We start from the raw sequence: 24,669 nt of genomic DNA, 5'->3' as shown, positions 1-24,669 counted from the left end.
TTTTGAATACATAGAAGTTGATTACAACAAAACCAGAAGGCATAGTTCACTTGGCTATTTAAGCCCTGAGAATTTTGAACTGAAACACAGTGCTTAGTTAAGTGTCCAGAGTTAGCGGATCAGATCAGAATTATCCCAAAGCGTGTTTCGTATTTCTTTAAAACTTACAGATTACGCTAATGCTAAAAAGGCTAGCCATGGTGATTAGCGAGACGGCCGTCCGCCCCATGGACGGGGCGGTCGAGCATCCACGGATGGACTTGCTGCGTGTCGGTGAGTGAACACCATGGCAAGCCTATGTTAGTGGATATCAGCCAACGAATCTAATCAAGTTTGATAATGCTATGACTCACCTTTAGTGCATTAAATCTAACGCGCTTTAATGTCCTAAAGCGAGTTGCCTGAGTATGAGACTTTATTACTCTTCCACAATTGCACCTTTATCGGTCAAAGGATACACTGCGCCTCCGCGACATAATGGCGTACCTTGTGTACAGCCTTTTAAAACGAGTTTGATTGAGAATTGGTTGCTATGGCTCTTGCCCCACACGCTGTACATCGCTTATATGAATATCGCAAATCCATTTCGACTAAGCCTTTTGGCGCTCGCGGCAAAAAACTCATCCGTTGTCCTTTGTGTTTGTTAGGTGCGCAATTTTGTACTTGTTCGCTGCGCAGGCAGTTAACCACTCAGGCTAGCTTTCTGCTGATCATGTATAACGACGAGGTCATCAAGCCAACCAATAGTGGCCGCTTAATTGCGGATCTGATCCCTGATACCTATGCGTTTCTGTGGTCGCGTACCGAGCCAGCAGCTGAGATGCTAGCACTATTAAGCAACGAGCATTATCAGCCGTTTTTAGTGTTTCCCGCCCAATATGCTAACCCTGGCCAAACCGTATTAAGCCAAATACCCATGGCTACGCTGGCGAACGGTAAACGCCCTTTACTGATTATGCTTGATGGCAGTTGGCGAGAAGCCATTAAAATGTTTCGCAAAAGCGCTTATCTGCAAGATTTACCTATCTTGTCTTTTGATCCTAATACGTTAGCGACTTACGCACTACGTAAGGGCAGTCACGATTTTCAATTGGGGACGGCAGAAGTTGCTTCACTGGCATTGGCTGCGATGGGTGAAGAAGCAAATGGTAAAGCATTAACTGCTTGGTTCGACCTTTTTGTCGAGTCATCATTACTTGGGCGCAATCGTCGCTGCCGTGAAGATATTCTACCGATCAGCGAGTTTACCGATGCCTTTGAAGTGGCGTATCGCGCTGCGACGTTGGAGTTGTGATTTATAGAAAATCCCCTCGAGTGAGGGGATTGATGTGCTTTATCTGATGCTTTAGTCGATAAATTAAACGGCGACTTCTTTGCCATCGAGTTTACGGATCACCACAGTGGCCGCGCGAGGGCGAAGCACGACACCTGTAGGCGTGACTTCAGCAGCGTTGTTTGAATAAGGCCAGTTTCCCGGATGCTGGATGTTGGCAAATACCGAGGTATAATCAGGGCTTATAGCAAAACCTGTGACTTCACAATCGTTGGGACCTACAAAAAAGCGTTTTAACTCCATTTGGTTATTGCTCGTTAAACTCGCTTGCTTTTTGGCACTATCAAGCAGCGTCGAAGGGACAATCGCCAGCATTTGATCGTTCGTTTCTTCGGCGACTTCTTCAGCACCATTATCGGTTTGTACCCATAAGATCCCGCGTTTATCAAAGGCAAGACCATCTGGGCTGGCAAACTGGTTTAGATCTGTTAAGCCAGATAAATTAGTCTCGGCATTACCATCACTTGGTGAGCCAAAGACAAAAATATCCCAGGTAAATTCAGTCTCTTTCTCAGCTTCATCCCAACGAATAATATGTCCAAAGTTATTTTTCAATCTTGGATTTGCGGGGTTTGCTTCGGTACGTTTCGAGTTATTTGTCAGTGTTAAATAGGCTGAACCTGTGAAAGGATCGACTGCGCACCACTCTGGACGATCCATCGGTGTCGCGCCCAGTAAATCTGCTGCTCCAGCGGTATTGAGAATAATCTCAGCCAGACTTGCAAAGGTGTCACCTAAGGTTTTGCCATCAGTCGTTTGGCTAGCTAAGGTCAACGGTAGCCAAGCACCAACGCCATTTTCATTAAACTTAGCCGCATATAATGTGCCTTCGTTCATATATTTATCGCCAACTTCAAGGCGATTGCTGCTGTTGGCATCTTGTGGGTCCCAAGGTGCTGCCGACACGAATTTATAGAGGTACTCAAAACGCGCATCATGACCAGAATAAAATACCACGGGTTTACCTTCGCTCAACTTACCAAAAGTACAACCTTCGTGACGAAAACGCCCTAAGGCAGTACGCTTAATTGCGCGGGATGTGGGATTGTATGGATCTATTTCGACGATATAGCCATGGCCATTGGCTTCATTGCGATAATCGTCCTGCGCGCTCGTTCCCTTTGGGGTCACATCAAAGCGGCTAAATTCATCAAGGCGTTCTTCATCTTGGCCGGCAAGATCATCCCAGCCATAACGACTGGAGGTTTTACTGATCCCTATGCGAATTTGATCTGGAGTGAGAGAGCCACGATTAACAAAATATTCAGGCCAATTTTCCTCACATGTGAGGTAAGTGCCCCAAGGGGTATAACCATTACCACAGTTATTTAAAGTACCACGAGCTTGGCTACCATCGGGGGAGTATCGGGTTTCAAGCAGTGAAGAATAAGCTAGAGGGCCGGCGATATCCATTACTGTCGCGCCGGTAAAACGGCGATTATGGCGATCGTTATAAATTACTTCCCATTGATTATTCGTCAATTTGATTCTAACCACTGACACTCCATGGGCATTAATTTCCTTGCGAACTTCATCGACAATGGTTCGTAATCCCGTTGTTGCATCGACCGTTGGACCATTGGGATGTAGGGCTATTTCATCAATATATTCATGGTTAATACACAATAAACCATCATCACCAGCGTCATTCAATGGGAAAAAATGCATTCCGTCATGGTGCATACCAACAGCATTGGCTTGGTCATCTGCGGTATTACTGCCATCCGCTTTCCAAGGTGCAGCTTTAGAATTTAATGGTGTCCCCCAAGGAGCAAGGACTTGGGCGGTATACCCCTCAGGTACGACTACAGCATCTAAACGTGCGCCTTTGACTGAGGTAAAGTTAAGCTTAGCGCTACTTTTGCTAGGTGGTAATGGTGGCACGGGATCAACTGGGGTGGGGGAGGAGGAATTGTCAGAACCACATCCCGTCAATCCTATACCTGCAAAGGCGGTCATGGCCCCTAGACCTAATCCACTTTTGACAAAATTACGACGAGATAAATGTTTATCCAACACTTGGTTAAAAGGTTCGTTATTACTTTTATTATAGCGTGTAGGATCAAAGGTAGCCTTGCTCATATTTTACTCCAGCTAGTACGGATAATTAATTTCGTGACTTAGCCTAAAGTACTTATATGACACCAAAACGGCATTTATATTACAGGAATACTGCAATAACTAACCATAAACATTTGCAAGACTTAACTTAAATATATCTCAAATACAGTATTGTGAATTATGGACTAATAAAATGGTTAATCTTCTTTCGGTTTTAGATAATGGCGCAATGAACGCGGATCCGTATGACCAGTTCGTGCCATGATATATAGTGTATCCTTATTGTTTTCATGTAGTTGTGTTACGCATCCGCTGCGTAAACTATGTGCGCCGTAGTATTGAGCGGGTAATCCTGCTTTTACGCAATATTGTTTGATAATTCGATAAATATCGTCTCCATTTAAGAATCCACTATTTCGGTTAAATGTGGTATTGGACTTGTTATTATCTTTCACTTGATAAGGTCTTAAGGTTTTTCCATCACGAGAGATAGAGCGAAATAAATGCCCATCACTAATCTGACTTTCATGTAACCATGCTTTTACTGCATGATAAGCGGCGAAAGGTTCAGAATCAGGTAAATTTTTCCATTCTCTTAATCCTTGCTGATTACTTTTAGAAAATGGCAGGCGTACTTTTAATTTATCCCGCATAAAACTTAAATATTGCACCTTCAAATTCGCCAACTCAGAACGGCGAAATCCTCCTTGTAAACCGAGTTGAATAATAGCCTTATCCCTTGAACGCAGCAGAGGATGAGGTTGTTGCTCAACCGCTTGGAGCAGTAACTCTACTTCATCGTACATTATCGGTTGTTGATCATAATCTTGCACTCGGCGATTGTGATTACGACTCAAACCGCGCATGACTCTGAGCACCAGCGGGTGCTCCGTGGGTGACGGAAAACCCGCTTGTATGTGATAGTAACGAATCGCGGCTAACCGAGTGGTTAAGGTTTGCTTGGAAAGCTGCATCCCAGTGTCGGCCATTAACAATTCTTTTTGATGACCAATAAAAGAAATAACGCTTCTTGGATCAGTCGGTAATGATTGTAATCTGTGTTCTAAGCAATATTGTGCAAATAGACTGAAGCTCGTTTGGTATACACGGCGAGTATTGCTGGATATTTCAAATTCAGTTTCGGCTGCTGCATTATAAAAGTCATTATGCACAGATTGGGGAAGTGCACTTTCTTCAAAAAATGCATTATCAGCTTGTGTAAGTTTTTTTGTTAAATGAGTATTTACCCCTACGGGTTGCTGATTAACATCTATTGGATAAAATCGATTCGTTTTTGACATTAGAGCGATTTTCACTGCCGATAAAACTGGCGCAATTATACGTAAATCTTTGCTATTACTACCAGTGATAATCGTCATTATCACTGGTAGTCGAGTTATATGAGGTTAAAATGCACAAATAGGTTATAAATAAAACAGTTTAGAGAGGGCTAGGGCAAAATAGAGTGAAATTTATTTTTATATGAAAATTCAACCATCATTTACTGTGATTCACATTATTGCTTAAATATTATTCCATAAATGGTGTTGAACTTAGTGTTGGCGATAAAACACTCTACTTGATATTTAATGCTTGCCATAAAGTAGTAAGGATTAATTAAAATATTTAAATATGGTTACACCATTTTATTGATGATTAATGTTGACTAAATTTAAGACAGAATGATTGTTTGTGCTGAGCTGGTTAAAATTTAGTCTTTTAAAAACATAATATTAGCCATGATTACCAAGATGAACCTCCGCCTTAACCGTACAGCTTTTAAGCGAGAAGAAGGTTATAGCAAAAACGATCGATAAAATGGTGTAACCATTCTTTTATTTTATGGTGTTTATCGATATCATGGGCTTATCCGTTAACAACAGGTTTTGCATAAATGACGACAGCCTATTTTTGGGAATATCATCAAGAAGCACCAACCTCGGGGCGAAAATTACGGTTATTGGATAAAGCAGAATTAGTATTTGCCTTACCGTTAATTTATCGTATGGTTCATCCAGATGTGGTAGGGGAAAAGGCAGGATGGTTTAACTTATTGATGCATTCACCTACAAGTTATACTGAGTTAATCGCTAACATAAATATACTGGTTCAATTACGTAAGAAAAATCAAACCGTAGATGTTCAATTACAGCAAGTGAATCGAATGCTGAATCAATATTTTAGTGATTTAGGATGGCGCATGGTTCGCAAAGAACTTTCCCAGATAAAAAAGCGTCAGAAAAAGTCCCACATCGAAGTTAGCAAGGATATTATCTTACGCTTAAAGCGTTATATGGAACTTGAGCGTTTAGATAGTTTTGATCAAGCACTTGATACGTTATTATCAGAACATGCCGCTACTGTTTCTGCCGCAAATGAAGAAGAAACCTTTTAAATAATGTTCATATCAACCAACGGCTATGTTTACCATCTTCAATACGTGACTTTTTGGTTTAGTGACGTAAACTAAACTGAAGTTAACGATGACGCTGGCGTTAATCGCACAACGTTGGACAATGCTTCTAGCAGAAGTGTGTGACATAGGGAAATAATATGCCAAAAAAGCTATCAGTACTTTGCCGAGTTGAACCTGGTTGTCTCGGGCCCGATGGCCGCGAACATATTGAAGCTTTTTGTACCTTAGCACAGCAGGCCATGAAGCATTTTGCTGTTGATTTAGTGACGTGGACCTTAGTGCCTCGTTACGATAAAACCATGCCAGAAATGGAATACACGGTTGATCATAAAAATTTGTCACGTTCTCAAGTTTCCCAATACTTCAATACATTAGGTCAAGATCTCGATGCATTTGAAGAGGTCTTTAACGATAAGCTCACCGCATTTATCAATTTATATTTAGCCAGAAAGTCATAGCGACAAGGTCTAATCGTTCTCAGCATTTCTTCAGTCGCAGACCCTGTCTATATGATAGGGTACAAGGATTTTTCAATGTCTTATTCAGCACCTCAGCCAGATGATGTATCAACCTTGATACCACTATTACAGCAACAATTTGGCTTTGCAGGATTTAGACAGGGTCAAGGTGAGGTTATCTCTCAGCTATTAGCTGGCCAGTCGAGCCTGGCGATTTTTCCTACTGGCTCAGGAAAATCGCTCTGCTATCAATTTACCGCGCTACAACTTCCCCATTTAACCTTAGTGGTTTCGCCATTGTTGGCTTTGATTAAAGATCAATTAAGTTTTTTACAACAGAAGGGCATTAAAGCGGCGAGTATTGATTCGACCTTAACACCAGAAATGACTCAACAGGTGATGCGTGAGGCTCGCTCAGGCGAGTTAAAATTGCTAATGGTTTCGGTGGAGCGATTTAAAAATGAGCGATTTAGGCAATTTATTCAATCAATTCCGATCTCTATGCTAGTTGTTGATGAAGCACACTGTATCTCAGAATGGGGACATAATTTTCGCCCCGATTATTTAAAACTCCCCGATTATCGGCGCGAATTAGCGATTCCATTGGTGCTGTTACTCACGGCCACTGCAACACGTAAAGTAAAGCTAGATATGGCGGCGCGTTTTGATATTAAGCCACAACACATTGTTCAAACAGGCTTTTATCGTGCTAATCTCGACTTGACAGTACTACCTGTAGCAAGTCAACACAAGTTGGCCGCACTACAACAGCAGTTACAACAGCAGTTACAACATGTTATCGGTGCAGGAATTGTCTATGTGACTTTGCAGCATACAGCAGAGGAGGTGGCCGCTGAACTTTGCCGTATGGGTTTTGAAGCAAGCGCCTATCATGCTGGGTTTGAGGATGAGAAACGCCAGCAAATTCAGCAGGACTTTATGCAGGGCAATATCAACATCGTTGTTGCGACCATCGCCTTTGGAATGGGGATTGATAAAAGCAATATTCGTTTTGTGATCCACTATGACTTACCAAAATCTATTGAAAATTACTGCCAAGAAATTGGCCGCGCAGGGCGTGATGGACAACTTTCCCATTGCGTCACTTTAGCCAATTTGGATGGGATCAACACTGTCGAAAACTTTGTTTATGGCGATACGCCTGAACTGGCAAGTATTAAGGCTGTAATTAATAACATTCGCGAAGAAACCCACAATGGACGTTGGGAACTGCAACTTCATCAACTGTCAACTGTGAGTAATATTAGACAACTCCCTCTGAAAACGTTACTCGTGCAGCTTGAAATGCAAGGCATCATCAAACCACTTTATGCCTATTACGCCGATATTCGTTACCGTTTTATTGTGCCGCAAGAGCAATTTTTGCACCAGTTTTCACCCGAACGGCAGGCATTTTTAACCGATATTTTCGCCCACACTCAAATGAAGCGCATTTGGGGCAGTTTGGATTTTTCTTCACTGTATCAGGCTACGGGGGCTGAACGGACTCGAGTAATGGCTGCGTTAGAATATCTTGCGAGTCAGCAACTCATTGAATTAGAAGCAAAGCAAGTCACCGATGTCTATCAAGTCGATGAACAAGGCTTAGTACAGGAAAACAGAGCAGAGCAGCTCTATCAATACTTTGCTGATAAAGAAGTAAAAGAAATTGCTCGCATTGCACAGTTAGTACGATTTTTTGAGCTAACGACTTGCTTAAATTACAATTTAGCTCGCTATTTTGACGATAATGCAGCACCCCAATCCTGTGGTCATTGCAGTGTTTGTCGTGGCCAAGTGGCTAAATTGACCTATTCTGAAGAGCCAATATGGCCTGATGATACGCAAATTTGTGCCGATTTAAATGAGTTAAAACTCGCAGCAGAAGCCAAAGGCTTAGCACCTTTGTCCTTAGATACCCAATGCCAGTTTTTAGCAGGCCTGACTCAACCTATCTTGACTCGTTTGCAATCTCGCAAACTCCAAGGCTTCGGACGTTTGGAAAAATGTAGATACGCCGATATCAAGCAAAGGCTACAAAAAGCGGGTACTTAAGGGGTAATGATTGAAGGCATATATGCTATATGCCTTTCGTCATCAGATGCATTTAGCGGGTTTAGGTAACCCTGCTATTTTGGTTGCTTGTTTTGCCGGGCCAACTGGAAACAGCGTATAGAGGTATTTGGAATTGCCTTTATCTGGGCCTAAGGTTTGGCCAATGGCTTTAACTAACACCCTAATCGCAGGGCTGGTTTTATATTCCAGATAAAAATCCCGAACAAAATTGACCACTTCCCAGTGAGCACTGGTCAGTTCAATTTTTTCTTCATGAGCGAGCAGCGGCGCCATATCCGGGTGCCAGTCGGCGATATTCTTCAAATAGCCTTGATGGTCGCGTTCAATTTCGACGCCGTTAAAAATAAGCGGATTTACCACGTGATCACCTTATCGTGCTGTAGAGCTTGAGTGACAAACTCGTTGTAATCAATTTGACTAATATTATTAAGACGTTCCGTTAAGCCGCGGGCGATAACATCGTCTTTCAGCACCATTACCTTAAAGGGTGATAGCGCCATGGCCCATTGGCGCAGTAATAATGCATTTACGCCATCACTCGAGAGTAAAATCGCATCCTCTTTGCAAGCATAACGCAGGCAAAGTTTGAGGGCATTGTCTCGGCTGGGCGAGGTTTGAATATGATGTAAAATCATTAGAATACTAAGACCTCATCGACAGCTTTTAAGTGAGCTGAAATCGCTTCATCGTTTAAGATTGTCACCGGAATCGACAGCAAACCATGGCTTAAGCCGTAGTCACCTAAAGATTGTTTGCAGGCGAACACCGATTCGATGTCGTACAGCGGGAGCGCTTTTAACGCCGCGAGGTAATCTTTACCACCGATAAGTTCGGGTTGTTGGTCTTTAAGCAGATGAAGCACGCCTTCATCGACAAACACTAAACTCACTTCTTGCTCAAAACTGGCGCTTAACAGGGCAAAGTCTAAGGCCTCGCGGCCTTTAGTGGTGCCATGGGGCGCGCTTCGGAACAATATACAGATTTTTTTCATAGCATTTCCGAAGCTTAAAAGCAGATCAAACGATCGGCTGATTCAATTCCCGTGACCAGTTCACCCAGTCCGCCCATAATAAAAGAATGTTCAACATTCCAGTGGCTTAGCCCGTTTTCCTGCGCCTCTTGCTGCGAGACGATGCCGCGCCGTAATGCCGCAGAAACACAGTTAACTAACGAGACTTGATGCTCGGCAGCCAGTTGTTTCCAGCCTTTAACCACATCATATTCATCGGATGCGGGTAAGTTAAAGTCCGTGGAGTTATACACGCCATCCTGATAGAAAAACACGCAGACAATCTCATGTCCGCTTTGCAGGGAGGCTTGGGTGAAACGTAGGGCATTCACACTTGCCGACGTGCCATAGGCAGGCCCGTTTACTTGGATAATAAATTTGCTCATCATAAAAAAAATGGCCCTAAAAGTAGGGCCATTTTAGCGTAAGTTTCCCGAAAAGGGGATTAATCATCGTTACCAATGCCAAGCAAATGCAAAATGGCAATAAACAGGTTTAAAAAGTCCAGATACAAGGAGATAGTGGCGCGGATATAGTTAGTCTCGCCACCATTTACGATACGGCTAGTATCGAACAGGATAAAGCCGGTCATTAACAGCGCAAGACCTGCGTTAATCGCCATAAAGGCCACACTATTACCCACGAAAATGTTAATCAGCGCAGCGGCGATCACCACAATTAATCCTGCGAACAAGAACCCACGTAGGAAAGAGAAATCTTTCTTCGTCGTTACCGTGTAGGCAGAGAGCGCAATAAAGATAACTGATGTTAAACCAAGAGCTTGCATGATAAGCTCAGAGCCATTAGTCATACCAGCATAGTGGTTAAGCATGTAACCTAATGAGGCGCCTTCCATACCAGTAAAGGCAAGAACCCAGAAGATGCCTGCCGCTGAATCGGCTTTTCGTAAGGTTACAAATAGCAGTACTAAACCGCCGATAGATAAACCGAGTGACATCAGTGGGCTGATGTTGAGCGCCATCGCTAAGCCTGCACACAATGCAGAAAAGGCGAGGGTCATGGCCAGTAACAGATAAGTGTTTTTAAGAAGTTTATTCACTTCTAAGGTGGATGCACTCGTTGAGTACAGGGTTTGCTGAGTCATATCTTTCTCCATTAGCTTTTGAATCCAAACTGATCATTTTGATTTTTAACGGGCACGAGAGTTCCCATTAATCTCGCAAATCCAGTAATCCTGTTTGCATAGTAACTAAAACAGCGCTTGGCTTAAAGGATTCACGCCACAAATAACAAGTTGTAAAGGCTGATTTTTCTGTGTTGTCTGATGATTCAGCCGTATTTCGTTGCAACAGTGCAACACAAAGACTTTAAAACAAGCTTAATCCTGTGATCATACGGCAATATTACGCCAGCCATTCACGGTGTAATTTATCGGTATCGCCTAAATAATCCAGCACCCAAGCCAGGGCGGGCGACATTTTGTCGGCATTCCAAGCCAGACAGCAGGGGCTGGTCAGCTTAGGATTTTCAAGCTGTTTTTCGACCAAGGCGCCAGCTTTGATAAAGACGCTGGCCAAATGAACTGGCATATAGCCAATGCCGAGGCCCTCTCTAAAACAGTTAATCGCGCGGATCCAATCCGGCACCACGAGTCTGCGCTGATTCTCCAATAACCAGGTCATGCGCTTAGGAATTTCCCGCGAAGTATCTTCCAAACAGATGGAGGGGAAGGGGCGTAATTCATCGTCGGTTAAAGGTCGGTCAATATTGGCTAAGGGATGGTTTTTACTCACCAAAAACGCCCATTGAATATCGCCCATGTCTTTATATTGGTATACGCCACCTACGGGAATGGCGGTGGTTGCACCAATGGCGATATCACTTCGACCGGTCGCAAGCGCCTCCCACACTCCGTTAAAGACCTCGATGCGGATGATAAGCTCAATATCGTGGAAATGACGGTAAAAGTCGGCGATTAATACGCTAATTCTGTCGGCGCGGACTATGTTATCTAAGGCGATAGACAGTGTGGGTTGCCAACCATTTGCCACACGTTGGGTGCCACGTTTCATCTCATCCATTTGAGTCAGCAAGTTTCTGGCTTGCTTAACAAAATGCTCTCCCGCAGGGGTTAAGGTCACGCTGCGGTGGTGGCGCTCAAATAACACAACACCGAGTTCTTCTTCGATTTGCTTAACGGCATAACTGACCGCTGAAGGGACCTTGTGCAGTCGATTGGCTGCCGCCGTAAAACTCCCCACCCGGGCCACGATATCAATGAGTTCTAACGCTTGTTCCGAGAGCATAGCTGACATCCATTGTGATGAAAATAATTGATAGCATCTGTCAAAAATAAACGTTTCCAATCAAATTAACAAGTATTTAGACTGCACGCCTTAAGTCTTTTGACATGATTATTTTATGAAAACATCTAGTAATATCTCTGTAAATATGAAGTTTTTTATATTCTTATTCTATTTGGCCTTGTTAAGCATGTTAGGCTTTATTGCCACAGACATGTATTTACCTGCTTTCAAAGCAATTGAAAGTTCGTTCAATTCTTCACCTTCACAAGTGGCGATGTCGCTCACCTGTTTCTTGGCCGGTTTAGCCTTAGGGCAGCTGATTTATGGCCCTTTGGTCAGTAAACTCGGCAAACGTTATGCCCTGATCCTCGGCCTTGGGATTTTTGCGCTCGCCAGTGTTGCAATTGCCAATAGCGACTCGATACTGATGTTGAATATCGCTCGATTCTTCCAAGCCATTGGCGCCTGTAGTGCTGGCGTTATTTGGCAAGCGATTGTGGTCGAACAGTATGATGCCGAAAAAGCTCAGGGGATCTTCAGCAATATTATGCCGTTAGTGGCATTGTCACCCGCATTAGCACCAATCCTTGGCGCTTATATTCTGAACGATTTTGGATGGCGTGCAATCTTTATCTCATTGTGTGTGATTGCCTTTTTATTGGTGCTGATGACCTTATACTTCGTGCCGAGCCATACAGCGCATCAGGATGCTAAGCCAAGCGCAGTTTCCTACAAGCAGATTTTGAAAAATACTCGTTACCTTGGCAATGTGGTGATTTTTGGTGCCTGTTCAGGTGCGTTCTTTGCCTACTTGACGGTATGGCCAATTGTGATGGAGCAGCATGGCTATCAAGCAACCGAGATTGGCCTTAGCTTTATTCCGCAAACCATCATGTTTATTGTGGGCGGATACGCGAGTAAGTTATTGATAAAACGTATTGGTGCCGACCGTACACTCAACGTATTACTGGCAATGTTTGGACTCTGTGTTATCTCAATTGTATTTTTCACCTTATTAATGAAGATGGAAACTATTTTCCCACTGCTGATTTCGTTCTCGATACTTGCAGCGGCGAACGGGGCGATTTATCCCATCGTCGTGAACAGCGCCTTGCAACAATTTACCCAAAATGCGGCTAAAGCGGCAGGATTACAGAACTTTTTGCAAATCACTATCGCCTTTGGCGCCTCAAGCTTAGTCGCGCTCTGGGCAAGCTCAGGAGAAGTTGCCATAGGTTGGGCCATTTTGAGCTGTTCATTAGTGGTGATCTTGGGTTACCTGTTAAAAACCGAACAAACATGGGCCGATTTTGCCAAACACTTTACTGCGCCGGATCCAGCTCGCCTTGGGATCAATGTGGATAAGAAGCAAAATCAAGCAGATTGAATGTAATACGAGCAGTTAGCGCAAAATTATCAGTTAGTGCTTTACAGTCAGTAAACTAACTTATATTATGCGCATCGTTCGGAGGGGTGGCAGAGTGGTTTAATGCACCGGTCTTGAAAACCGGCGTGGGTTTATAGCCCACCCAGGGTTCAAATCCCTGCTCCTCCGCCATATTTCACGGAAAAGCCATCAGCAATGATGGCTTTTTTGTTTTTGGAATTTCGAAAGTTGAACCCTAGGGTTCCTAATTCTAAGCGCAGCTCCTTGGCAATATTCCACAGATAAACCATTAGTAATAATAGCTTTTCTGTTTTGGAATTACGGGAGTTGAACCCTAGGGTTCCTAATTCTAAGCGCAGCTCCTTGGCAATATTCCACAGATAAACCATTAGTAATGATAGCTTTTCTGTTTTTGGAATTTCGGGAGTTGAACCCTAGGGTTCCTAATTCTAAGCGCAGCTCCTTGGCAATATTCCACAGATGAACCATCTGTGATGATGGTTTTTCTGTTTTTGGAATTTGACGCGGCCTTTTTCTTTCGCAATAGATTTAATTTCCCATTAGCTAGGATTTTCAAATAGCAAAGCAGCTTAGGATAAGTAAGGCTAGGCTAAGTGAGCTTATGCCTGATAAGACTTAGCGCAAAAGCTTCATAGGCAGGAACCGTTTCATTCCCCACCCATGTACTGTAGATGCAGGCGGGGTCACTCAATTTAAGCCCCAGAGCATCAAGATAGTCAGGGCCGTTGACCACAAAGAACTGCTTTTTGTAGGGCAACAACACCATCTGTGGTGATTGCTGTAAAAAAGCCTGCGCCTCATCAAAACCGCTGAACCAGTGATTGAGCAAGGTATCGCAGCGCCTGCTATGGAATAGGGTACCTAAGTCTTCACCGATGTGTGCTTGACCCGATAACACTCTTTGACAGTGATTAAAATCAGTAAAACCGAGCTCACGAGCCAATAGGCTTTGGCAATGCTTAAGCTGAATATCCTGTTGCGTAAAACCTTGCTTATTCATCAAGGGGGCGAATTTATCTAGCGCCATTGGATCACCAGCGTGGCAGGCTTTAAGACGCTTTTTAGCGAGGATTTTGACTTCGGTTAAGGCGCGTGGTGCTGGGGTAATTTGTTGTATCACAAACAATTCTCCTAAGTTTTATTGGCATCTCCGCTAAGCCAAACCTAATCAATTGTTGTGTCATACATGTGATGCGTACATCGAGATATGAGTCAGAGTGATGTCATCTTCTGCGGATAGGTGTCTCTGCAACCTGGCGCCATTATTCGACTTCTTACCGTTTGAGTCAAGCTAAGCGCAGCTTAGTTTTCCACACTCTTCCTCACCTAATCGTTACATGCTCAGCCTTAATGTTAAAAATTTTATCACCCAACAACTAAAATCATATTGTATTACTATTAACTCGTAGTAATATTGTAGTATGAAATAATATTCACTCTACCTGCGTAAACCGAATAGGACGCAGACAAAATGAATGGGGATGCAAATGTCGAATGTTTTAGGGGCTTACGCGTTAGGGCTTGATTACGGCTCTGATTCAGTACGCGCGTTATTGGTGGATACCCAAACGGGCGCAGAAGTAGCAACCAATGTGGTGTACTACCCACGTTGGAAGAAGGGGCTGTTTTGTGAGCCCGCGAAGAATCAATTTAGACAGCATCCCCTCGATTACATCGAAAGTCTTATCGAGGTAGTGCAAGGGTTATGGACAAAAGCCCCCAGTGGCGCCGCGCAAAGAGTCTGCGGGTTGAGTGTTGATACCACAGGTTCAACTCCCATTGCCGTCGACGAATCTGGCGTTGCCTTAGCCTTAAAACCAGAGTTTGCGAATAACCCCAATGCCATGTTTTTGCTTTGGAAAGATCACAGCGCCATCCTCGAAGCTCAGCAAATTACCGCCGCGGCAAATAATGCAAACGAAAATTACCTGAAATATGAAGGGGGAATTTACTCCTCCGAATGGTTTTGGGCGAAAGCGCTATTCGTACTGCGCCACGACACAGAAGTCAGACAAGCCGCCTATAGCTGGGTCGAGCACTGTGATTGGATCACCGCCTTAATGACGGGCACCACACATCCAAAAGTCTTTAAGGTTGGGCGCTGCGCCGCCGGCCATAAAGTGATGTGGCACGAGTCATGGAATGGCTATCCACCGAATGACTTTTTCGTTGGCATCGACCCTTTACTCGATGGTTTAAGAGACAAATTGCACCTTGAAACCTGCACATCCGACAAGATTTGTGGTCAGTTAACCCCTGAGTGGGCACAGCATTTAGGGCTATCGACCGAGGTTATCGTCTCATTTGGCTCATTCGACTGCCATGCAGGCGCCGTTGGTGCCAATGTTAAGCCCGGCGTCTTAACCAAGGTGATGGGCACCTCTACCTGCGATATCACGGTCGCCAGTTATGAAGATATTGGTGAGCGTTGTATCAAAGGGATTTGCGGTCAGGTCGATGGTTCCGTATTACCCGGCATGATTGGCCTTGAAGCGGGTCAGTCCGCCTTTGGCGATCTCTACGCTTGGTTTAGGGAACTCACCGCATGGCCGATGCAACAGCTCGACACTTCAGCGCTGTTTGATGACGACACCAGAGCCAAACTTATTCAGCAACTCGAGGCTGAAACCTTAACCGTGCTGGGCAATGCGGCCGCGAAACTCCCCGTTGGCGAGACGGGTATTGTCGCGCTGGATTGGATTAATGGACGTCGCACGCCCGATGCTGATCAATCCGTTGCCATGGCTATCACAGGCTTAACCATGGGCAGCCAAGCACCGCAAGTCTTCAAAGCCTTAGTGGAAGCCAGCGCCTATGGCGCACGGGCCATTATCGAGCGCTTCAAACAAGAAGGCGTTTGCATTGACCATGTGGTCACTATAGGTGGGATCTCGAAAAAATCCGACTTCATTATGCAAACCTGCGCCGATGTGTGGAATTGCAATATCGACGTACTCGAGAGCGAACAAAGCTGTGCCCTCGGCGCCGCCATTTATGCCGCAACCGCAGCCGGGGTTTATCCCGATGTGTTGAGTGCCCAAGCCGCAATGGCCTCAAGCGTTGCGAAAACCTATCAACCGAATCCTGAAAACGCACAGAAATATCAAGCGCTTTATCAAGCGTACTTAGCCCTTGGCCACTATGTTGATGGAGCAAAATAAGATGTCTTTTTTAGAGCTAAAACGCGAAGTCTACGAAGCCAACATGGAGCTTGAGAAACGCAAACTGGTGACTTACACCTTTGGCAACGTTTCACAAATTGACCGTCAACTGGGCGTGATTGGTATCAAGCCCAGCGGCGTGCCCTATGAAGATTTGAAGGTTGAAGACATTGTGATTGTTGACCTTGAGAATCAAATCGTCGAAGGGCGCATGCGTCCTTCATCCGATACCAAGACGCACACCTATTTGTATCGTCAGTGGCAGAGTATTGGTGGCATTACCCATACCCATTCAACCTATGCCACCGCGTGGGCGCAGGCGCAGATCGCGATTCCCTGCTTAGGCACGACACAGGCCGATTATGTGTACGGTGAAATTCCATGCACAGCAGTGATGCGCAATGATCAGATAAGCCGCGACTACGAAGAAGAAACCGGCGTGCAGATCCTCGATTGTTTTGCCGACCGAGATCCCAACGAGTCGCCCATGGTGATAGTGGCAGGCCACGCGCCGTTCACTTGGGGCGCGAATGCGGCTAAATCTGTGTACCACGCCGTGTTGCTCGAAGAAATCGCGCGGATGGCGTATCTCACCAAAACATTATCACCAGGTATAAATCAGTTAAAACAAGAGCTTATTGATAAGCATTATTTGCGTAAGCATGGAAAAGACGCTTATTACGGCCAAAGCAAGTAATTGCCAGTCGGGTCTCATTTCAAACTAGAGAGAGTAATATGAAAGCCTTCAAACAAAAACAAGTGTGGTTTATCACAGGGTCACAGGATTTATACGGCCCGAAGGTATTAGAACAAGTCGCTAAAAACAGTGAGCAAATTGTTCATGGCTTTAATGAATCTTCCGCCATTTCGATGGAAGTGGTGTACAAGCCAACCGTAAAATCCCCACGGGAAATTCATGCCGTATGCCAAGCGGCCAACAGCGATGAAAACTGTGTTGGCGTCATTCTGTGGATGCACACTTTCTCTCCCGCCAAGATGTGGATTGCTGGCCTGAATGAATTAAGCAAGCCATTCATGCATTTACATACCCAGTTCAATGCCGAGCTCCCTTGGAGCGAAATCAATATGAACTACATGAACACCCACCAAAGTGCTCACGGTTGCCGCGAATTTGGTTTTATCGGCACACGTATGCGTAAAGAGCGCAAAGTGGTTGTGGGTCACTGGCAATCGAGCGATGTACAGGCACAAATCGATGATTGGTGCCGCGCAGCAGCGGGTTGGCACGAGAGCCAAAACCTGCGTATCGCACGCTTTGGCGACAACATGCGTCAAGTGGCCGTGACCGAAGGCGACAAAGTTGCCGCACAAATTCAATTCGGTTACGAAGTGCACGCCTATAGCTTAGGTGAACTTAATGAGGCGATTGCAGCCATTGCCGAAGGCGATGTAACCGCACAGCTCGATCGTTACGCCAGCGAATACCAAGTGGGTAACGAACTTTTTGGTGATGAATACCAATTAGACCGTTTAAGAAAAGAAGCCAAGATTGAACTCGGCTTAACCCAATTCTTAACCCAAGGTCAATTTGGTGCCTTTACCAACTGCTTCGAAAACCTGACTGGTATGACAGGATTACCGGGACTGGCTACCCAACGTCTGATGGCGAACGGTTTCGGTTACGGCGGCGAAGGTGACTGGAAAACGGCTGCCATGGTGCGCATTATGAAGGTCATGGGCCAAGGCCGTGCCGGTGGTACTTCATTTATGGAAGACTACACCTATAACTTTGGAGCGACTGACCAAGTTCTTGGCGCCCACATGTTAGAAGTCTGCCCCTCGATTGCCGCGGCAAAACCGCGTTTAGAAGTTCACCGCCATACCATTGGTGTGCGTTGTGACGTGCCACGTCTGTTATTCACTGGTAAAGCGGGCCCAGCAATCAACGTATCGACTATCGATTTAGGCAACCGTTTCCGTATCATTCTCAATGAATTAGATACAGTGACACCACCACAGGAACTGCCAAATCTGCCTGTCGCGTCTGCGCTGTGGGAGCCTCGTCCGAATTTAGCCGTTGCCGCCGCAGCTTGGATCCACGCCGGTGGTGCTCACCACTCGGCCTATAGTCAAGCTATCACCACAGATCAGATTGTCGACTTTGCTGAAATGGCCGGTGCTGAACTGGTTATCATCGATGCCGACACTAAGATCCGCGAGTTTAAGAATGAACTTCGCCAAAATTCCGTTTATTACGGTTTAGCAAGAGGGTTATAATTCTTGCGCAGCAATAAAGCCGCCTTCGGGCGGCTTTCATTTTTCTGGAACCATTCATTTCATAGGGTTAACACAGATGTATACAGAATTTGACGGCATTATCTTCGATATGGATGGCACCTTAGTCGACAGCGGTCAGTTGCATGAACAGGCATGGCGACAAACCTTGAATCACTTTGGGATCCCCGTAGAGCCTGCTCTAATGCGCTCGTTAGCGGGCGTGCCTACTGTTGGCACCTTAGAGATTCTGATCGCCCATTTTGGCGTCACACCAACGGCCAGTTGCGAAGCCATGAACGAGTATAAAGAAGCCCTAGTGCGCGACACTATGCATTTATATGTCAAACCGACGGCATTAGCCGAATTTGCCAAGCAGAATCAGGGCAAACGCCCAATGGCGGTCGGCACAGGCGCCTACACAGAGGAAGCCATTCAAATCTTAACCCTGTGTGGGTTACTGGAATTAGTCGATTATGTGGTGGGGGCTGACCAAGTCGCGTCACCCAAACCTGCGCCAGATACTTTTTTACGCTGCGCCGAGCTGATGGGCATAGCGCCAGAGCGCTGTATCGTATTTGAAGATGCGAAGGCGGGTATCCAAGCCGCCGAAGCGGCGGGGATGTTTGTGGTCGATGTGCATGCTGAATTACAGATTGAAAATGACTATTTCCTAGGCGCTCAATAGCCGTTGCGAGCTTGTCCAATCACTGGCTAAAACGCAAAATTAGGCTTTACAATGTAAAACTTTGGGGTAAGGTAGGGACAATGAGTTTGAGGAAATCCCCATAAATTCTTAGCGTTAACAAAATTTTTATTACCTTTATCAGGAAAGGTAGTATCATAACATTTGTTTATCCGCGTTAAGTACCTTATCCAGCTGATTGGATTGAGCACAGAGATAGAGAGTTAAAGAGGGCACTATGGCAAATCAGGCAAATAACCGTCCGCAGAATATCCATAACTGGGTGGCAAGCGAATTAGGTTCTCGCATTGTGGGCGGCTTTTATGCGCCAGGTGAATATATCCCTAACGAAAATGCTATCTGTGAAGAGCTGGAAGTATCACGCACCTCCTTAAGGGAAGCCTTTAAGGTGCTCACAGCAAAAGGGCTTATCGAGTCTCGCCCTAAGCTTGGCACTCGAATTCGTGAGCGTCGCCACTGGAATATGTTTGATCCGGTGATCTTAAACTGGTTTTCCCAATCGAAACCTTCACCCGAGTTTTATACTTCACTCTATGAAATTCGTGCCGTGTTTGAACCCGCTGCGGCGGAACTGGCTGCCAAGAAACGCACCCCAGAGCAGCTTGAGGTGATTGCGGCTGCTTATGCCAAGATGGAAGCGGCCGAATTAGGTACGGATGAAGTGTATACCTCGGATATCGATTTCCACATGGCGATTTTAGATGCGACCAATAACGAGTTTATGGTATCCCTCGGCGTGTCTATCCAATCTGCGCTGCTCGAAATCTTTAGACTCAGTAGCACAATTCAGGATGACTTTATCCAATCCCTCCCTGGCCATAAGGCCATTTATACTGCGATTGCCGCAGGAGACAGTGAAGGCGCGAAAGCCGAGATGAATAAATTACTCTCGACGTCTCAAGATACAGTGCATAAAAATATTGAGCGTAAATAACGAGTTATTCATTTTTAACGCACTCTACCGATAAAAAAAGGTGAACTTAGGTTCACCTTTTTTACTTTCGAGCGAGCAAAAAATAGGATTACTGCGGCTCGCTGATGCCTTCGCTTGTCATATGAATACGCTGTAGGGTGCCATCGGCATTGTAATGCAGCGGGTCAATTGCCACTGAACGTCTAAACTCACCGCCGCCATCCTGCGAGGCGCCGGTATGATAGATAAAGTAGGATTTACCTTTAAATTCAATGATTGCTTGATGGTTTGTCGGCGAGTTACCCGCCACTTCATTTAAGATACCTTGGTACTTCCACGGCCCCTGAATGCTATCACTGGTCGCATAGGCAATTTTTTCAGGGAAGCCTGAAGCGTATGAAAGATAATAGGTTTTATCTTTTTTATGTACCCAGAGTGCTTCGGTAAAGTTTGGAATATCAATCGAGTGAATTGGGCCATCGAGTTCAATCATGTTGGCTTTTAACTTGGCAAATCTTGGCTTAGTGTTGCCCCAAAACAGATAGGCTTGCTTGTCATCATCGATAAAGACAGCAGGATCGATATCATCCCAATCAATCTCGGTATCTGTGGTCATATCATTAGTGATAAGGGCGTTGCCGCGGGCATCCTTGAAGGGGCCGAGTGGACTATCGGCAACCGCGACACCAATAGCAAAACCATTGATTTTGTTGTGTCTTGCCGTTACATACCAGTAAAACTTACCTTCTTTTTCGATCACATGGCTGGCCCATGCATCTCCTTTGGCCCAGCTGAAGTCTTTCACCGATAACTTGCTGCCATGGGCCGTCCAATTGTGCATATCCTTAGAGCTAAAAACGAGCCAATCATGCATTTCAAAGAAGGTACGATTGTCCTTTGCAACATCATGGCCAGTATAAAGATAGACAGTATCTTGGTGCACTATAGCGGCAGGATCGGCGGTGAATACATCCGTAAACAAAGGGTTAGCAGCAATTGCCGCTGTACTGGCCGTGGTGATCAATGCCAAACAAGCACTCACACAAATACTAGAAAATGCCTTTTTCATACTTCCTCTATTGTTTTTTGATATTTTGGTATTATAGTAATACCAATACTTTTACGTGCTAGCAATATTAAAGTACAAATTGTTAACTCAGGGCATTAGGTTCGTCCGTTTGTTTTATATTGAGTGTTACTCAATCGTTCGGGCAGGACATGTGCCTTGGAAAACGAAGGTGTCATATGAATAATAAAAAACCGAAAACACTTCGTTCGGCTAGTTGGTTTGGTAGTGATGATAAAAATGGTTTTATGTATCGCAGTTGGATGAAAAACCAAGGCATACCCGAGCATCACTTTCAAAATAAGCCTGTGATTGGTATTTGCAATACCTGGTCAGAATTGACGCCCTGCAATGGTCACCTGCGGGAACTGGCGCAAAGAGTAAAGAATGGTATTCGGGAAGCGGGTGGCATTCCGGTGGAGTTCCCCGTGTTTTCAAATGGCGAGTCGAATTTACGCCCTAGCGCCATGTTAACGCGTAACCTTGCGGCTATGGACACGGAAGAAGCCATTCGTGGCAATCCCATCGACGGTGTTGTGCTGTTAGTGGGCTGTGATAAAACGACTCCGGCTTTATTGATGGGCGCGGCCAGTTGTGATTTACCGACGATAGTCGTCACGGGTGGGCCCATGCTCAATGGTAAGCATAAGGGCAAGGATGTGGGTTCTGGCACACTCGTATGGGAACTGCATCAAGAATATAAAGCAGGCAACATCAGCCTCGCCGCATTTATGAATGCCGAAGCGGATATGTCACGCTCAACGGGCACCTGTAACACTATGGGTACGGCATCGACTATGGCCTGTATGGTGGAAACCCTTGGCGTGAGTTTGCCACACAATGCCGCCATTCCTGCGGTGGATTCTCGCCGCCAAGTGTTGGCCCATATGTCGGGAATGCGAATTGTTGATATGGTCAAAGAGGATTTGACCTTAAGTAAAATTTTAAGCCGTGATGCTTTTATCAATGCCATCAAAGTCAATGCTGCCATTGGTGGTTCAACTAACGCCGTTATCCATTTAAAGGCCATTGCCGGCAGGATAGGGGTTGAGCTGTCACTCGATGACTGGCGCCATGGTTACACTGTACCGACCATAGTGAATCTTAAGCCTTCGGGTCAGTACTTAATGGAAGACTTTTACTACGCAGGTGGACTGCCAGCAGTATTAAGGCAGCTGTTTGAGCATGATTTACTGAGCAAAAACACGCTCACCGTCAATGCTGCTAGCCTCTGGGACAATGTCAAAGAGGCGCCTTGTTATAACCAAGAGGTGATTATGTCACTTGAAAATCCCTTGGTCGAAAATGGTGGCATTCGCGTACTGCGCGGCAATCTCGCGCCTCGCGGCGCAGTAATCAAGCCCTCCGCCGCCAGCGCGCACTTGATGCAACACCGTGGCAAAGCGGTTGTGTTTGAAAGTTTTGACGATTACAACGCCCGCATTGGCGATCCTGAACTGGATATCGATGAAAACAGCATTATGGTGCTTAAAAACTGTGGCCCTAAAGGATATCCGGGCATGGCTGAGGTTGGCAATATGGGATTGCCACCTAAGCTGTTGAAAAAAGGAATTAAAGATATGGTAAGGATTTCCGATGCACGCATGAGTGGCACCGCCTTTGGTACCGTTGTTCTCCATGTTGCGCCAGAAGCACAAGCCCTTGGGCCGCTCGCCGCGGTACAAAATGGTGACATGATAGCGCTAGACACCTATGCAGGGATATTACAGCTGGAGATCAGCGACGAAGAGTTACAGGCGCGCCTAGCAAAACTCGCGGCGGTGAAATCCATTCCAATCAATGGCGGCTATCTCTCGCTCTTTAAAGACCATGTGCTCCAAGCGGATGAGGGATGTGATTTTGATTTTCTCGTGGGATGTCGAGGTGCAGAGATACCCGCACATTCCCATTAAATATGAACTCGTTTTCTTTTATAATGAAACCAAATAATTATTTTAATAAAAGGTTGAGTTATGAAGTTGACTAATCAATACCCGAGTTTACAAGGTAAGACCATTTTTATCAGTGGCGGTGGTACGGGTATTGGGGCTTGCTTAGTACGGTCTTTTTTAGAGCAGGGCGCTAAGGTGGCATTTGTCGACATTTTAGTTGAGGAGTCGACTCAACTTGTCACAGGCCTTAAGCAGACTCAGCCTGACGCCAGTGTGAAATTTTATCACTGTGATCTTGTCGATGTAGCTGCGCTTAAAAGCGTCATTGCTCAGGTGGAAGACGATTTAGGCCCTATCTCAGTATTGATTAACAATGCCGCGTGCGATGAAAGGCATAGCATAGATGAAGTCACGCCAGAATATTGGGACCAATGCTTAAATACCAATTTGCGGCACTACTTTTTTGCCGTACAAGCGGTAAGGCCGCAAATGCAGCGGCTCGGCGGGGGTTCTGTTATCAACTTTGGATCTATGAGTTGGCACAATCGTCAAGCGGGAATGGCGGGATATACGGCCTCAAAAGCTGGTGTCATGGGCTTAACTCGAGGTTTAGCCGCCGATTTAGGCAAAGATAAAATCCGGATTAATACCTTAACGCCGGGTTGGGTGATGACAAAACGTCAACTCACACACTGGGTAGATAAAGATACGGCAAAACATATCGAAAATAACCAATGTATTAAAGAATATGTAATGCCCGAAGATATTGCTGCTATGGCGTTATTTTTAGCAGCAGATGATAGCAAACTCTGCACCGCACAAAATTTTATTGTCGATGGTGGTTGGATTTAAATATCACAATAAAATTTCAGTTCATTGAATAATGAGGTGAGTGCTGAGTTTATTTTAAATAAAAGGTAAAGCACTCACCATGCAACTCTCTGTTACTCAAAAAAGCCTACAACACGCCGCATTTGCGGATGAATTACAATTAGTCACGCTCACCAATAGCCACGGGCTTGAAGTAGTTCTGTCAAATTACGGCGCCAGTATTTGGTCAGTCAAACTTTATGGCCGAGCGCAAGAACCTATTTCATTAAGTCTTGGCTATCAAGATATTAAAGATTGGGCAACTAATCCGTATTATTTTGGTATTACCGCCGGCCGTGTCGCCAATCGTATTGGTAAAGCACAATTTCCCTTAGCAGGTAAAACGATTCAATTAGTCGCCAACGAAGGCAATAACCAACTTCACGGCGGACCTAAAGGATTAAGCCATTGCACATGGCAGGTTGAGACGCTGCAGGACAGTGACAGTGTGGCGGCGGTTTTCAGCATTACCAGTCCCGATGGCGATCAAGGATTTCCGGGTAATCTCAGTATTCAACTAGCGTACCGCTTGAAGGAAAACAATGAGTTAATCCTAAGTTATCACGCCACTTGCGATCAAACCACACCCGTCTGTTTAACCAATCATGCTTACTGGAACCTGGCCTCAGACAAACAGCAAGGTATTTTAGGGCACAAACTCTGTATTCATGCTAAATAGCTGATCCGAATACTGCTACATTTTCGCCGTGCCATGCCCACTGCCAGGAAATGGGGAAACGGTTCCCATAAAATGCCATACCATGCCAAGCAGTTCCCGTATGTTCCTGCAAGCGTGAT

At 45.2% G+C, this 24,669-nt stretch carries 25 protein-coding genes and 1 tRNA gene; 15 read left to right on the top strand and 11 right to left on the bottom strand.

Features of this window, described 5'->3' with window-relative positions; translation table 11 throughout:
- On the top strand, positions 1 to 97 hold a 97-nt coding region (locus tag AEA42_RS23095), incomplete at its 5' end, for an IS3 family transposase (protein ID WP_348625484.1).
- A gap of 435 nt (positions 98 to 532) precedes the next feature.
- Positions 533 to 1,294, top strand: a complete 762-nt coding sequence (locus tag AEA42_RS07390; RefSeq protein ID WP_055647361.1) for a DTW domain-containing protein — start codon at positions 533 to 535, stop codon at positions 1,292 to 1,294.
- 63 nt (positions 1,295 to 1,357) lie between these two features.
- Here the strand turns inward: AEA42_RS07390 and AEA42_RS07385 are convergent, their stop codons facing one another.
- Positions 1,358 to 3,415 carry a PhoX family phosphatase gene (locus AEA42_RS07385; RefSeq protein WP_055647360.1) on the bottom strand — a complete coding sequence of 686 codons (2,058 nt, stop codon included), beginning with the start codon at positions 3,413 to 3,415 and terminating at the stop codon, positions 1,358 to 1,360.
- Between the two features lie 176 nt (positions 3,416 to 3,591).
- Positions 3,592 to 4,695, bottom strand: coding sequence for a tyrosine-type recombinase/integrase (locus AEA42_RS07380; protein ID WP_055647363.1), 1,104 nt, complete (start codon positions 4,693 to 4,695; stop codon positions 3,592 to 3,594).
- Between the two features lie 593 nt (positions 4,696 to 5,288).
- On the opposite strand from AEA42_RS07380, the gene AEA42_RS07375 reads away from it, so the two are divergent.
- The 3 genes from AEA42_RS07375 (at position 5,289) to AEA42_RS07365 (ending at position 8,323) form a co-directional block, all read left to right on the top strand.
- Positions 5,289 to 5,789: a hypothetical protein gene (locus AEA42_RS07375; RefSeq protein ID WP_037428080.1), complete on the top strand. Its 501-nt coding sequence runs from the start codon at positions 5,289 to 5,291 to the stop codon at positions 5,787 to 5,789.
- A gap of 158 nt (positions 5,790 to 5,947) precedes the next feature.
- The gene (locus AEA42_RS07370) at positions 5,948 to 6,268 is read left to right on the top strand and encodes a hypothetical protein (protein ID WP_055647359.1); all 321 of its coding nucleotides are present in this window, start codon (positions 5,948 to 5,950) and stop codon (positions 6,266 to 6,268) included.
- Positions 6,269 to 6,343: 75 nt separating this feature from the next.
- Positions 6,344 to 8,323 (top strand): RecQ family ATP-dependent DNA helicase, encoded by a 1,980-nt coding sequence (locus tag AEA42_RS07365; protein ID WP_055647358.1) that lies wholly within the window; start codon positions 6,344 to 6,346, stop codon positions 8,321 to 8,323.
- A gap of 42 nt (positions 8,324 to 8,365) precedes the next feature.
- On the opposite strand, the gene AEA42_RS07360 is transcribed toward AEA42_RS07365, so the two are convergent.
- The 6 genes from AEA42_RS07360 to punR form a co-directional block, all read right to left on the bottom strand.
- Positions 8,366 to 8,704 carry a TusE/DsrC/DsvC family sulfur relay protein gene (locus AEA42_RS07360; protein WP_055647357.1) on the bottom strand — a complete coding sequence of 113 codons (339 nt, stop codon included), beginning with the start codon at positions 8,702 to 8,704 and terminating at the stop codon, positions 8,366 to 8,368.
- The gene (gene tusB, locus AEA42_RS07355; protein ID WP_037418953.1) at positions 8,698 to 8,979 is read right to left on the bottom strand and encodes a sulfurtransferase complex subunit TusB; all 282 of its coding nucleotides are present in this window, start codon (positions 8,977 to 8,979) and stop codon (positions 8,698 to 8,700) included. Before tusB ends, AEA42_RS07360 begins: the two co-directional genes overlap by 7 nt.
- Positions 8,979 to 9,335 (bottom strand): sulfurtransferase complex subunit TusC, encoded by a 357-nt coding sequence (tusC, locus tag AEA42_RS07350; RefSeq protein WP_011622737.1) that lies wholly within the window; start codon positions 9,333 to 9,335, stop codon positions 8,979 to 8,981. Before tusC ends, tusB begins: the two co-directional genes overlap by 1 nt.
- A 14-nt stretch (positions 9,336 to 9,349) precedes the next feature.
- Positions 9,350 to 9,739 carry a sulfurtransferase complex subunit TusD gene (gene tusD / locus AEA42_RS07345; RefSeq protein WP_037419061.1) on the bottom strand — a complete coding sequence of 130 codons (390 nt, stop codon included), beginning with the start codon at positions 9,737 to 9,739 and terminating at the stop codon, positions 9,350 to 9,352.
- Positions 9,740 to 9,798: 59 nt separating this feature from the next.
- Positions 9,799 to 10,458, bottom strand: coding sequence for a Bax inhibitor-1/YccA family protein (locus AEA42_RS07340; RefSeq protein WP_055647356.1), 660 nt, complete (start codon positions 10,456 to 10,458; stop codon positions 9,799 to 9,801).
- A gap of 259 nt (positions 10,459 to 10,717) precedes the next feature.
- Positions 10,718 to 11,620, bottom strand: a complete 903-nt coding sequence (gene punR, locus AEA42_RS07335; protein ID WP_037418958.1) for a DNA-binding transcriptional activator PunR — start codon at positions 11,618 to 11,620, stop codon at positions 10,718 to 10,720.
- Positions 11,621 to 11,735: 115 nt separating this feature from the next.
- Between punR and punC the strand changes: the two genes are divergently transcribed.
- Both punC and AEA42_RS07325 read left to right on the top strand, forming a co-directional pair.
- Positions 11,736 to 13,007 carry a purine nucleoside transporter PunC gene (punC, locus tag AEA42_RS07330; RefSeq protein ID WP_055647355.1) on the top strand — a complete coding sequence of 424 codons (1,272 nt, stop codon included), beginning with the start codon at positions 11,736 to 11,738 and terminating at the stop codon, positions 13,005 to 13,007.
- Between the two features lie 80 nt (positions 13,008 to 13,087).
- Positions 13,088 to 13,178: transfer RNA gene (locus tag AEA42_RS07325), tRNA-Ser, on the top strand.
- Here the strand turns inward: AEA42_RS07325 and AEA42_RS21760 are convergent.
- Positions 13,157 to 13,396, bottom strand: coding sequence for a hypothetical protein (locus AEA42_RS21760; RefSeq protein WP_080612486.1), 240 nt, complete (start codon positions 13,394 to 13,396; stop codon positions 13,157 to 13,159). The genes AEA42_RS07325 and AEA42_RS21760 overlap by 22 nt on opposite strands.
- A gap of 221 nt (positions 13,397 to 13,617) precedes the next feature.
- Positions 13,618 to 14,148, bottom strand: coding sequence for a hypothetical protein (locus AEA42_RS07320; RefSeq protein WP_055647354.1), 531 nt, complete (start codon positions 14,146 to 14,148; stop codon positions 13,618 to 13,620).
- 367 nt (positions 14,149 to 14,515) lie between these two features.
- Between AEA42_RS07320 and AEA42_RS07315 the strand changes: the two genes are divergently transcribed.
- From AEA42_RS07315 to AEA42_RS07295, 5 genes are all read left to right on the top strand, one after another.
- Positions 14,516 to 16,189: a ribulokinase gene (locus AEA42_RS07315; protein WP_055647362.1), complete on the top strand. Its 1,674-nt coding sequence runs from the start codon at positions 14,516 to 14,518 to the stop codon at positions 16,187 to 16,189.
- Between the two features lies 1 nt (position 16,190).
- Entirely contained in the window at positions 16,191 to 16,886 is a 696-nt protein-coding gene (locus tag AEA42_RS07310) for an L-ribulose-5-phosphate 4-epimerase (protein WP_037418966.1), read from the top strand.
- A 38-nt stretch (positions 16,887 to 16,924) separates the two neighbouring features.
- Positions 16,925 to 18,427, top strand: a complete 1,503-nt coding sequence (gene araA, locus AEA42_RS07305; RefSeq protein ID WP_055647353.1) for an L-arabinose isomerase — start codon at positions 16,925 to 16,927, stop codon at positions 18,425 to 18,427.
- A gap of 76 nt (positions 18,428 to 18,503) precedes the next feature.
- On the top strand, positions 18,504 to 19,112 hold the full coding sequence (locus tag AEA42_RS07300) for a beta-phosphoglucomutase family hydrolase (protein WP_037431316.1): 609 nt from the start codon (positions 18,504 to 18,506) through the stop codon (positions 19,110 to 19,112).
- A gap of 235 nt (positions 19,113 to 19,347) precedes the next feature.
- On the top strand, positions 19,348 to 20,064 hold the full coding sequence (locus AEA42_RS07295) for a FadR/GntR family transcriptional regulator (RefSeq protein ID WP_055647352.1): 717 nt from the start codon (positions 19,348 to 19,350) through the stop codon (positions 20,062 to 20,064).
- A gap of 88 nt (positions 20,065 to 20,152) precedes the next feature.
- Here AEA42_RS07295 and AEA42_RS07290 read toward each other — a convergent pair whose 3' ends face one another.
- A complete protein-coding gene (locus tag AEA42_RS07290; RefSeq protein ID WP_055647351.1) occupies positions 20,153 to 21,112 on the bottom strand; it encodes a glycoside hydrolase family 43 protein in 960 nt (319 codons plus the stop codon).
- Positions 21,113 to 21,288: 176 nt separating this feature from the next.
- On the opposite strand from AEA42_RS07290, the gene AEA42_RS07285 reads away from it, so the two are divergent.
- From AEA42_RS07285 to AEA42_RS07275, 3 genes are all read left to right on the top strand, one after another.
- Entirely contained in the window at positions 21,289 to 23,022 is a 1,734-nt protein-coding gene (locus AEA42_RS07285; RefSeq protein WP_055647350.1) for an IlvD/Edd family dehydratase, read from the top strand.
- A 60-nt stretch (positions 23,023 to 23,082) separates the two neighbouring features.
- The gene (locus tag AEA42_RS07280; RefSeq protein ID WP_055647349.1) at positions 23,083 to 23,853 is read left to right on the top strand and encodes an SDR family oxidoreductase; all 771 of its coding nucleotides are present in this window, start codon (positions 23,083 to 23,085) and stop codon (positions 23,851 to 23,853) included.
- Between the two features lie 79 nt (positions 23,854 to 23,932).
- Positions 23,933 to 24,550, top strand: coding sequence for a hypothetical protein (locus AEA42_RS07275; protein ID WP_231640367.1), 618 nt, complete (start codon positions 23,933 to 23,935; stop codon positions 24,548 to 24,550).
- The last annotated feature ends 119 nt before the right edge of the window (positions 24,551 to 24,669 follow it).

The organism is Shewanella sp. Sh95 (genome assembly GCF_001308045.1).
Classification (GTDB): Bacteria; Pseudomonadota; Gammaproteobacteria; order Enterobacterales; family Shewanellaceae; genus Shewanella; species Shewanella xiamenensis.
This window is presented reverse-complemented; position numbering and strand designations above follow the sequence as displayed.

Excerpts from the sequence above, each read along its gene's own strand:
- tusD (WP_037419061.1), bottom strand. The coding sequence starts at position 9,739 with ATGAGCAAATTTATTATCCAAGTAAACGGGCCTGCCTATGGCACGTCG.
- AEA42_RS07285 (WP_055647350.1), top strand. The coding sequence starts at position 21,289 with ATGAATAATAAAAAACCGAAAACACTTCGTTCGGCTAGTTGGTTTGGT.
- AEA42_RS21760 (WP_080612486.1), bottom strand. The coding sequence starts at position 13,396 with ATGGTTTATCTGTGGAATATTGCCAAGGAGCTGCGCTTAGAATTAGGA.
- AEA42_RS07310 (WP_037418966.1), top strand. The coding sequence starts at position 16,191 with ATGTCTTTTTTAGAGCTAAAACGCGAAGTCTACGAAGCCAACATGGAG.
- tusB (WP_037418953.1), bottom strand. The coding sequence starts at position 8,979 with ATGATTTTACATCATATTCAAACCTCGCCCAGCCGAGACAATGCCCTC.
- AEA42_RS07275 (WP_231640367.1), top strand. The coding sequence starts at position 23,933 with ATGCAACTCTCTGTTACTCAAAAAAGCCTACAACACGCCGCATTTGCG.
- punR (WP_037418958.1), bottom strand. The coding sequence starts at position 11,620 with ATGCTCTCGGAACAAGCGTTAGAACTCATTGATATCGTGGCCCGGGTG.
- AEA42_RS07370 (WP_055647359.1), top strand. The coding sequence starts at position 5,948 with ATGCCAAAAAAGCTATCAGTACTTTGCCGAGTTGAACCTGGTTGTCTC.
- AEA42_RS07380 (WP_055647363.1), bottom strand. The coding sequence starts at position 4,695 with ATGTCAAAAACGAATCGATTTTATCCAATAGATGTTAATCAGCAACCC.
- AEA42_RS07385 (WP_055647360.1), bottom strand. The coding sequence starts at position 3,415 with ATGAGCAAGGCTACCTTTGATCCTACACGCTATAATAAAAGTAATAAC.
- AEA42_RS07280 (WP_055647349.1), top strand. The coding sequence starts at position 23,083 with ATGAAGTTGACTAATCAATACCCGAGTTTACAAGGTAAGACCATTTTT.
- AEA42_RS07315 (WP_055647362.1), top strand. The coding sequence starts at position 14,516 with ATGTCGAATGTTTTAGGGGCTTACGCGTTAGGGCTTGATTACGGCTCT.
- punC (WP_055647355.1), top strand. The coding sequence starts at position 11,736 with ATGAAAACATCTAGTAATATCTCTGTAAATATGAAGTTTTTTATATTC.
- AEA42_RS07390 (WP_055647361.1), top strand. The coding sequence starts at position 533 with ATGGCTCTTGCCCCACACGCTGTACATCGCTTATATGAATATCGCAAA.
- AEA42_RS07340 (WP_055647356.1), bottom strand. The coding sequence starts at position 10,458 with ATGACTCAGCAAACCCTGTACTCAACGAGTGCATCCACCTTAGAAGTG.
- AEA42_RS07290 (WP_055647351.1), bottom strand. The coding sequence starts at position 21,112 with ATGAAAAAGGCATTTTCTAGTATTTGTGTGAGTGCTTGTTTGGCATTG.
- AEA42_RS07300 (WP_037431316.1), top strand. The coding sequence starts at position 18,504 with ATGTATACAGAATTTGACGGCATTATCTTCGATATGGATGGCACCTTA.
- AEA42_RS07295 (WP_055647352.1), top strand. The coding sequence starts at position 19,348 with ATGGCAAATCAGGCAAATAACCGTCCGCAGAATATCCATAACTGGGTG.
- AEA42_RS07375 (WP_037428080.1), top strand. The coding sequence starts at position 5,289 with ATGACGACAGCCTATTTTTGGGAATATCATCAAGAAGCACCAACCTCG.
- AEA42_RS07365 (WP_055647358.1), top strand. The coding sequence starts at position 6,344 with ATGTCTTATTCAGCACCTCAGCCAGATGATGTATCAACCTTGATACCA.
- araA (WP_055647353.1), top strand. The coding sequence starts at position 16,925 with ATGAAAGCCTTCAAACAAAAACAAGTGTGGTTTATCACAGGGTCACAG.
- tusC (WP_011622737.1), bottom strand. The coding sequence starts at position 9,335 with ATGAAAAAAATCTGTATATTGTTCCGAAGCGCGCCCCATGGCACCACT.